Annotated in this window: 4 protein-coding genes; all 4 read right to left on the bottom strand. The window is 67.6% G+C overall.

Features of this window, described 5'->3' with window-relative positions; translation table 11 throughout:
* Positions 1-39 precede the first annotated feature (39 nt).
* Genes ABMD26_RS20715 through ABMD26_RS20700 form a run of 4 tightly spaced genes read right to left on the bottom strand, consistent with a single transcriptional unit; the run spans position 40 to position 9,491 of the window.
* Positions 40-3,186 (bottom strand): non-ribosomal peptide synthetase, encoded by a 3,147-nt coding sequence (locus ABMD26_RS20715; RefSeq protein WP_354311503.1) that lies wholly within the window; start codon positions 3,184-3,186, stop codon positions 40-42.
* Positions 3,183-7,673, bottom strand: coding sequence for a condensation domain-containing protein (locus tag ABMD26_RS20710; protein ID WP_354311501.1), 4,491 nt, complete (start codon positions 7,671-7,673; stop codon positions 3,183-3,185). Before ABMD26_RS20710 ends, ABMD26_RS20715 begins: the two co-directional genes overlap by 4 nt.
* Before the next feature lie 47 nt (positions 7,674-7,720).
* Positions 7,721-8,701, bottom strand: a complete 981-nt coding sequence (locus tag ABMD26_RS20705) for a TauD/TfdA family dioxygenase (RefSeq protein WP_320521676.1) — start codon at positions 8,699-8,701, stop codon at positions 7,721-7,723.
* A 28-nt stretch (positions 8,702-8,729) separates the two neighbouring features.
* On the bottom strand, positions 8,730-9,491 hold the full coding sequence (locus ABMD26_RS20700) for a thioesterase II family protein (RefSeq protein WP_354311498.1): 762 nt from the start codon (positions 9,489-9,491) through the stop codon (positions 8,730-8,732).
* Positions 9,492-9,502: the final 11 nt, after the last annotated feature.

The following is a 9,502-nucleotide window of genomic DNA, read 5'->3' as shown; positions in this document are numbered from 1 at the left end:
AGTTCGCAAAAGAGGGGGCCGACCGGGGCCGGCCCGGTGTCAGTGGGCGGCCAACCCTTTGGCGGCCACGGCCTGGGCGCGCAGGTTGGCGCGCTCTTCGTCGCTCACGCTGTCCAGCTCTCGGCGCAGGCGGGCGATCTTCTCGAGGCGCGCCGGATCGGCGAGTTCACCAAGGGCGGCGGCCAGGCGGGCGGCGTCGGGGTGGTCGAACACCAGGCCCGGTGGCACCTCGAGCTTGAACAGGGTGCGCAGGCGCGCGACCAGCTTGATCACCAGCAGCGAGTGGCCGCCGGCCTCGAAGAAATCGTCGTCCACACCCAGCGTCGCAGGTGCACAGCCCAGCAGGTCGGCCATGGCATCGCGCAGGCAGGCTTGCAACTCGTTCTGCGGCGCCCGCGCCGGCGTCCGACGCAGCGGCTGGCCGGGATCGGGCAAGGCATGACGATCGATCTTGCCGTTGGCCAGACGCGGCAGGCTGGGCACCGCGAGCAGACGCGTCGGGCACAGTGCCTCGGGCAGGCGCTCGGCCAGTGCCGCGAGTAGCGGTTGCAGAACATCATCGGGCTGGCCTTGGGCGAGCACGACGTAGGCGATCAGGCTGGCCATGCCTTCACTGGGTGCCCACAGCCGCGCAACGGCCTGCTCGACGCCGGGCAGGGTCAGCAGCGCCGCCTCGATTTCGCCGAGCTCGATGCGCTGGCCGCGCAACTTGACCTGATCATCCCGGCGTCCCACCAGTTGCAGGCCACCTTCAGCGCGGTAGCGACCCAGATCCCCGGAGCGATACAGGCGCTGGCCTGGGTGGAGGGGATCGTCGATGAAACGGTCGGAATCGACCTGGTCCAGATAGCCACGACACAACTGCGCACCACCGATGTACAGCTCGCCCAGGGCACCAGTGGGCACCAGGCGCAGGCGCTCGTCGAGCAGATAGACGCGGTTGCCCGCGAGCACGCGACTCAGCGGGACCCGCTCATCGTGATCCGGCGCGTCCGCCCGCACCGGGTGGTAGAGCACACCGACGGTGGTTTCGGTCGGGCCATAGTGGTTGAACAGGCGCAACGACGGCGCGTGTTCGTACAGTTGCTCGACCAGCCTGCGCGGCGTGGCTTCGCCTCCGAAAATCAGCGTGCCGGGCAGCGGCGCCAAGCCGTTGTCCAGCAGCGCGGCAAAGTGCGACGGTACGAACTTCGCCACGTCCGGGCGTTCTCGGGCCAAAAAGCGGCCGAAGGCGGCGCCCTCGGCAAGATCTGCCTCACTGGCGATGACCAGCTCGGCGCCCACCTGCATTGCACCGAACAGCAAGGTATGGCCAAGGTCGACGCTCAACGGGCTGGTCAGCGCCAGACGCATGCCAGGCGCCAGGCCCAACGCTTCACTGGCCGCCTGGGCATAGTTGCGCAGCGCACCGTGTTCGACGAGCACACCCTTCGGCGCCCCGGTCGAGCCGGAAGTGAACAACAGATACGCAAGGTGCTGATCGGTGAGCTGCGGCGGCTGGAACGACAGCGGTTCTTCACTGCCCGCCTGCACCAGGCTCGCGCTCGGCCAAGGCCCCTTGGCGCTGCTCGATCCAGGATCACACAGCACCAGCGCCGGCGCCGCACGGCTCAGCAGGTCGTGGCGGCGCTCGGCGGGCCAGCTCGGTTCCAGCGGCAGGTAGTACGCGCCGACGCTGAGGACGGCGAAAATATGCAGCACGGCCTGCAGCGAGCGCTCGCTTTCGATGGCCACGCACTGGCCGACGCCGACCCCCTGCCCTTGCAGCCAGCCGGCTCGGTGAGTCACGGCCTGGTGCAGCGCGGCGTAATCGAGGGACTGTTGGCCATCACTGAGGGCGATGGCCTGCGGGGTCTGCCGGGCATGCCGAGCGAGCCGCTGGGGCAGCCACTCGCCCGCCGCTGCCGTCTCGTTGGGGGCCAGGGCCAACAGGCGATGGCGCTCATTCGTGCCCACCGGATTGAGATCGGCCAGGGCCACGGCGCCATCGACCGGCAGGGTGTGCAGCAAGGTGCGCAGTTGTTCCAGCAGCCCCTCCAGGCTGGCGACGCTGTACGCAGCCCCGCTGGCCTCGATGGCCAGGTGCAGGGTGCCGCCCCAGGCGCGTGCGCGCAGCAGCAGTTCGAAGGCCGGACGGCTCGGGTAGGCCAGCACCTGCTCGGGCGCAAGGCGGGCGTGCTCGAAGACGAACCCGGCCCGCAGTGGCGCGGTGCTGGTGGGTGACTGGATCGGGCAGTATTCCTGCCAGCCGAGATGATCGGCCAGACGACCTTCGGCCTGTTGCGACCATTGGGCGAAGAGCGCCGCAGGGTCGAGTTCGACACGCAGCGGCAGGACTTTTTCGAAAACCCCCAGGGTGTCTTCGAAGTGATCGTAGTCGCTGCGGCAATCGTGCAGCCAACCACCGACGAACGCCTGCTGCCCGCTCAAACGTCCCAACAGCACCCACCACAGTCCTTGCAGAACGAAGTCCAGTGGTTGCCCCAAGGCCTCCGCCACGGCCTGGGCGGCGCCCAGGGTCGACAGGGGTACGGCGAGCTGCGCGTCCAGGCGTGACGCCTGCGGTGTCGCCGGGCTGCCACGCACCCCCAGGTGCAGCGCGTTGCCGCGGGCAGGGTCGACCTCGGCATGCTGCCAATAGGCCCGACCCTGGGCAGCGTCTTCGTCGGCGGCCATGTCCTGGCGCCACTGCACATACTGCTCATAGTCCACATCGCTGGAGACCGGCGTGCGGCCCTCCACCGATGCCAGCACATCGGCGGCCAGCCGCTCCAGGCTGGGCGGATCGAGGGCCAGGGCAGCCGCCACGAATTCCACCTCGCAGCGGTCCTGAGACAGGGCTCGCCAACTGACCGCCAGCACCTCCCCTTCCTCCAGCGTCAACGCCGGCGCGGTGGCGTCCAGCTCCACCCAACGCACCGCATGGCCCTGGCTGGGGCAGGTCTGGCGCCAGCCGAGGAAGCCGGGCACCTGCAGCCAGCGCGTTCCGAGAACGGGCTGACCAGCCGCATAGCATTGCAACGCGGCTGCAAAGGTGGCCGGCCCCTGCGAGGCGTTCACGGCGATGCGCAGGCGATGGCTGCCCGCATCAGGGCGCGACGGATCGCGGCCCAGCAGGCACGCCTGCTGTTCGGGGCTCAGAGCAAAGGTGTGCAGCGCGCTTGAATCGAGGCTCAGGTCGGTCATTGCGAATATCCTTGAACAGAGAGGCCGGCCATCTGGCCCGAGCGCTCGTCGGTGTCTGCGGCAGCGCCATCGAAGACGCTGCGGTCGGTCATCTCGCCCATGGCCACGACGATTCGCCGCGGACCTTCGAAGGGGTCGCGGGCGTGAGCCACGAGCATGTTGTCGAGCATCGCCACGTCGCCGCGCTGCCACTGGAAACGCACCGCGCAGGCTTCGTAGAGCTGGCCCAGTTGCTCCATGATCCCGTCGTCGATGGGCGTGCCGTCGCCGAAGTACACCTGGCGGGGCATGTGCTCGGCGCCGACGATGCCCAGCAGGTCACGGCGCACATCGGCTTGCAGGCAGTAGTCGTGGTGCAACTGGACCTGGTTGAAGAACGACTTCTCCCCGGTGAACGGATGGCGGATCACTGCCGGGCACGGCGTGCGGGTCTGCAGGCCGCCGTTGGCCAGCCACTCGAACGCCACGTCCTGCTCGCGGCAGGCGGCCTCGACCACGGCGCGATCGTCGGTCTTGTAGAAGTCGCGCCAATCCACATCGAAACCGGGGGTAAAGGTGCGCACGTACAGCAAGCCCTTGCGCTCGAAGGTCTCGGCCAGCTCAGTCGGCAAAGCGCGGTACATGGCGCGGCAGTCGACGATCGGGGTGGCACCGCCCACGGGCGATGGCAGCTCGCAGAAGAACCACTGCTTGCGCGGCCAGCGGCGCAGGTGGGCGCTCTCGTTGTGAAAGAGGATCATCTGCCGCTCGGGGTAAGGCGTGGAGCGGTAGGTGTTGCGCCCGCCCTCCTTCTTCGGCAGGTCGCCATAGGCGCCATACAGACCCGGCTGGATGGCCTCGGCGAACGCCTCGAAGTCCTGGGCGGTGTGCAACCCGAAGCCTCGAAACAGCAAGCCGGCATGACGGCGCAGGTGGGTTTCGATGAACTCGCGATGCTGACTGGCCCAGGCACAGGGATCGAGATCGGCGCTGACCGGCTCGATCACCAGCGGGAATTCGCTGTCGGCCGTCAGCGGTGTGCAGCGTACCGCCGGCGTGGCTGCTGATGGCGTGGTCTGGCGGGTGAACGATTTGAGCTTGTCGCGCTTGGCTTCCAACCGCGAGCGACCGCTGGCCGGCGCGACGGGCGCAGGCTGCAAGGCACCCAAGGACAGCGCAGACAGGGGCTGCTCGGGTGCGTCGAGCACCTGCTCGATCAGGTCGATCCAGGCCGCGACCCAGGCGCGCACCCGCGCCTTGTCGAGGATCGCCGTGGCGAACACCCACTCCCCGCTCAGCCCTTGGGCATTAGGGGTGAGGAACAGGGCCATGTCGAACTTCGAGGTCTGCGCCGGCGCGGCCAGCAGCTGCGCGCTCAACCCCGGCACGGCGAACCGGCCATTGGGCATGCTGTGCAGCACGAACAGCGCCTGTACCAGCGGGTTACGCTGACGCTCGCGAGGTACGCCGCTGGCCTCCACGATCTGTTCGAAGGGCAGATCTGCCCGTTCGAAGACCGCCAGGGAATCCTCCCTGACCTGAGCCAGCCACTGACTGAACGGCTGCTGCGCATCGACCCGAGCGCGCAACGGGACGATGTTGACGAAAAAGCCAATGAGCTTTTCCAGCTCCGCCCTGGGCCGACCGGCGATGTCGGTGCCGTAGACCAGATCGTTTTGCCCCGTGACGCGATGCAGCAACCAGTCGAAGGCAGCACGCAGGACCATGAACAGGCTGGCACCGTGGGCCTGGCCGAGAGCTTCGGCACGGGCCACCTGCTCGGCGCTCAGTTGGAAGGTCACGCTGGCGCCGTCGCTCTGCGGCGTCGCCGGACGCGGGCGGTCGGTGGGCAAGGCCAGGTGCTGTGGCGCACGGCTCAGGTACTCCGACCAGAAATCCCAGTCCCGCTGGCGCTCGACGCTGCCTTCCTTGGCGTTCTGCCATGCCGCGTAATCGCTGTAGTGCAGGGTCAGCGGCGGCAACGCCGCTTCGCCACCGGTCAAGCGCGCCTGATACAAGACGCCCAGCGCCTGGACCAGTACGCCGAACGACCAGCCATCACCGATCAGGTGATGCAGGCTCAGCAGCAGCCGGTGCTCTCGATCGTTCAGGCGCACAAGGGTGACGCGCAGCAACGGCGCCTGCTGCAGATCGAAGGGTTGCCCGGCGGCTTCGGCTTCGGCCATGGCCAGGGCGGTGCTCTGTTCCGCATCGCGCAGCCCGCTCAGGTCGAGCAGCGGCAAGGCCAGTTCGAGGTGGTCGACGTAGTGCACGCGCGCCACCCCGTCGGGCCCTGGCACGAAGGCGCTGCGCAGGCTCGCCTGATGCTGCAGCAGATCATTCAAGGCGCCGTGCAGGGCGTCGGGTCGCAGCTCACCGCACAGCCGCAGCTGCGCAACCATGTTGTACGCCGCACGCCCCTGCTCGCCGCCCAACTGCTGGGCCAGCCATAAACTGCGCTGCACCGGCGACATGGCGTGGGGACCGCTGATAGCCAGGGGTTCCAGTGGCACCCCAGCCGCCAGGCGCGGCGCAGCGTCCACCATGGCTGCGACCTGGGCAAGGGGCTTGGCGGCAAACAGCGCACTGAGCGGCAGCTCGACGTCGAACTCACTGCGCACCCTCGCGACCACCTGCACCGCTGCCAGGGAATGACCGCCCTTGGCGAGAAAGACATCGTCGCGGCTGATCTCGCCCGCTTCGAGCACCTCGGACCAGATGGCGGCCAGACGCTGCTCGGTCTGGCCCTGGGGCGCATCTCCCGAGCCGCTTGCGCAGGTGTCCGTCAACGGGCGGTGGTAGACGTGATAGGCGCCCAGCTCGCCGGTTTCCAGGCGCTGGCGGCAGGCCGAGCGTTGCAGCTTGCCGCTGGTGGTCTTGGGCAAGGCCGCCGGTTCCAGCAAGGCGATGATGCTGGCTGGTTCCTGCTGGGTGTCGCTGACCACGCGGTCGATGGCCTCGATCAACGTCTGCGGGTCGAATTTCTTCTGCGTGCTGCGACCGATCTCGGCCGCGATACCGATGCACTCGCGGCCGTCGATCTGCACCGGGAAGGCCGCGACGCGACCTTTGCGCACCGCGTCGACGCCCTGCTCCACGGCTTTCTCGATGTCCTGCGGGTAGCGGTTCTGGCCACGAATGATGATCACGTCCTTGGCCCGCGAGGTGATGAACAGGCCACCGTTGTAGAGAAACGCCAGGTCGCCGGTGCGCAGCCAGCGTCCGTCCGGTCGATCGAGGAAGGTCTTCGCCGTGGCCTCGGGGTTACGCCAGTAACCGCGAGCGACGCTGGGGCCGCGCACCCAGATTTCACCGACGGTATGGTCTGCGACGGGCTCCAGCGTATGCGGATCCATCAGGCGCACCTGGTCGTCGAACAGCAAGCCCCCACTGCTGACCACTTCGGTGCCATCGGCGTCGGGCGCCACTCGACCCTGGGCGAGCGCTTCGTGGTCCACATGCAGCGTGTAGTAAGGCCCGCCGCGAATGTTGCTGGTGACCATCAGGGTCGCTTCCGCCAGCCCATAGCAGGGATGCAGCGTCGTCGCCGCCAGACCGGCCGCAGAGAAGCGCTCGACGAAATCGGCCAGGGTATCGGCGCGTACCGGCTCGGAGCCGCAGAACGCCACACGCCACCGGCTCAGGTCCAGCTCGGCGAGCAGGCTGTCGCGCACGCTTTCGGTACACAGGCGGAAGGCGAAATCCGGACCGCCGCTCAAGGTGCCGCCATAACGGTGGATCGCTTCCAGCCAGCGTGCCGGGCGCGCAAGAAAGTGTTGGGTGGTCAGCAACACCAGCGGCGCGCCGGCGTAGATCGGCTGCAGCATGCCGCCGATCAGGCCCATGTCGTGGTACAGCGGCAGCCAGCTGACGAACACGTCGCCCGGGCGGCTGCCGAACCCCATCTGCAGCAGACGCTGATTGTCCAGCAGGTTAGCGTGGGTGACTTCGACGCCCTTGGGCTCGGAGGTGGATCCGGAAGTGTACTGGAGCATGGCAATGGCCTCGCCCGATACCTCGCGCGGCTGCCAGCTTCGCCTCGGTTGCGACTCCAGGTCCTGGACGCTGGCGACCACCGGCGCGCTTGCCAGGGTCAAGCCATCGCGCAACGCCAGCGAGGCATCCAGTGCCGCCTGCTCGCACAGGATCAGCGAAGGCTCGGCATCCATGGCCATGCCTTGCAGGCGTTCGGTGTGGAACTGCCGATTGCGTTCCGGTGGATAGGCGGGCACGGCGATCAGCTCGGCATACAGGCAGGCGAAAAACGCCACGATGTAGTCCGGGCCGTTGGTCATCAGCAGCAGCACCCGGTCGCCCTTCACCGTGTGCTGGCCCAGGCAGGCGGCCAGGTGGCGGACCCGGGCATCGAGTTGGGCGTAGGTATAGAGTTCGGTGGTTTCGCTGCCGTCGCCGAGAAAGCGCAGCGCCAGTTGCTCACCCTGGTGTTCGGCGCGCTGGGCCAGCATCTCGATGAGGGATCGGGGTTGAGGCTGGTATGGGATGGCCATGGGGCGTCCTCCTGCAATCGCAAAAAATCGGGAAATCCGGGGGTGGCTCAACGCACGTCGGCACCGTGGGGCTCGGCCATGGCCACCACCACTTTGCGCGGGCCCTGAAACGGCGCTCGGCCATGGGCGGTGAGCATGTTGTCGAGCATCAGCACGTCGTCGTCCTGCCAGGCGAACTCGACCTGCTCCTGCTGCATCACACCGCGGATGTCTTCGAGCAGGGTTTCCTCCAGCGCGCTGCCGTCGCCGTAGTAGACGTTGCGCGGCAAGTCCTCTTCCTCGACCAGGTCGAGCAGGGTTTCACGCACTTCCTCGGGCAGGTTGGACACATGGAACAGGTGCGCCTGGTTGAACCACACCGCGTCACCGGTACGCGGATGAGTCGCCACGGCCTGACATATCTGTCGCGTGCGCAGGCCGCCATCGTCCTTCCATTCCAGGCCGATGCCGTGGGCCTCGCAGTAGGCATGCACGACGCTGCGGTCCTGGGTGTTGAACACCTGTTCCCAGGACACGTCCAGGCCGTTGCCGTAGTTGCGGGTGTACATGAGCCCCTTGCTGGCGAAGCGCTGACGAATCCGTTCGCCCACTCGCCGATAGATGGCCCGGCTGTCACCGATCGGCGTCGCCCCGCCCACCGGCGAGGCCTGCTGGCAGAAGAACCAGATCTTCATCGGCCAGTCGCGGGTGTAGGCCTGCTCGTTATGCAGCGGGATGTGCTGATGCGGCGGGTATTCGGTGGAGGTGTAGATCCCGCTGGTCACGTTGCTGCGTGGCGTGGAGCCGAATTCGTAAGTGAGCAGATCGGACCCGAAACCCACGGCGAAGCGGCGAAAGCGTTCGGCGTTCTGCACATCGAAACCACGCAGCAGGACACCGCCGGCCTTGAGCAGTTGTTCATCGATCAGCGTCTGCAGATCAGGCAGGCACGCGGCCAGATCGAGACCCGGCTCGCGCGCCTCGATCAGCAGGGGCAACGGGGTATCGGCGTGTCGCAGAGGCCGGACATCGAAGCGTGAATCAAGCATGGAAGACTCCGCATACAGAGGAGCGCGCTCAGGCATGACTCAGCCCGGCGCGCGCGAGGAAGGAAGAAGCAAGCGAGGGGCGATAGGCCTTGGCCAGGGTCACCAATCGGCGTAGAAAGTCGGCACGCTGGCGGTGCAGGAAGAAATGCCCGCCGGCGCACATTTCCATCCGGAACGGCCCTGTGCATTCCATTTCCCAGGCCGCCAGAGCGCCGACCGCGATGCTGTCGTCGCGCCCACCGAACACATGCAGCGCGCACGGCAGCGGCTCGCGGCAAGACGGCCGATGGCGCTCGCCCAGCAGGAAATCGGCGCGTAAAACCGGCAACACCATGGCCAGCAACTCGGGGTCGTCGAGCACGACCTGGGGCGTGCCGTCCAACCGCTGCAGCTCGGCGACCAGCTCGGCATCGCTCATGGGCTGCGCCTGCGGGTTGCCAGCACGCTGGCTGGGCGCAGTGCTGGCAACGGTGATGAGGGCGCTGGGCGCTTCGAGGCCTCGAGCGACCAACGCGTGGGCCACTTCCAGGGCAACCACCCCGCCAACGCTGTGGCCGAGCATCAGGTAAGGCCCATCGATCAAGGACGCCAGTTCGTCCGCCAGGGTGGCGGCCAGGCTCGGCATGTCCACCTGCAACGGCTCGTCACTGCGATGGCCATGACCGGGCAGCTCGACGGGCTGCACGTTGATCCAGGCCGGCAAGGCGGCACGCCATGCGGCGAACGGCATGGCGCTCGCCCCGGAACACGCGAAGCAGAACAGGCGGATGCAATCGGGTGGGACGGACACTGCGCGATCTC

The organism is Pseudomonas sp. PvP001 (assembly GCF_040546375.1).
GTDB classification, from domain to species: Bacteria; Pseudomonadota; Gammaproteobacteria; order Pseudomonadales; family Pseudomonadaceae; genus Aquipseudomonas; species Aquipseudomonas coleopterorum.
Note: the sequence above shows the minus strand (reverse complement) of the source record. Positions and strands in the feature narration are given on the sequence as shown.

Coding starts and splice junctions, on each gene's coding strand:
- ABMD26_RS20705 (WP_320521676.1), bottom strand. CDS start 8,701: ATGCTTGATTCACGCTTCGATGTCCGGCCTCTGCGACACGCCGATACC.
- ABMD26_RS20710 (WP_354311501.1), bottom strand. CDS start 7,673: ATGGCCATCCCATACCAGCCTCAACCCCGATCCCTCATCGAGATGCTG.
- ABMD26_RS20715 (WP_354311503.1), bottom strand. CDS start 3,186: ATGACCGACCTGAGCCTCGATTCAAGCGCGCTGCACACCTTTGCTCTG.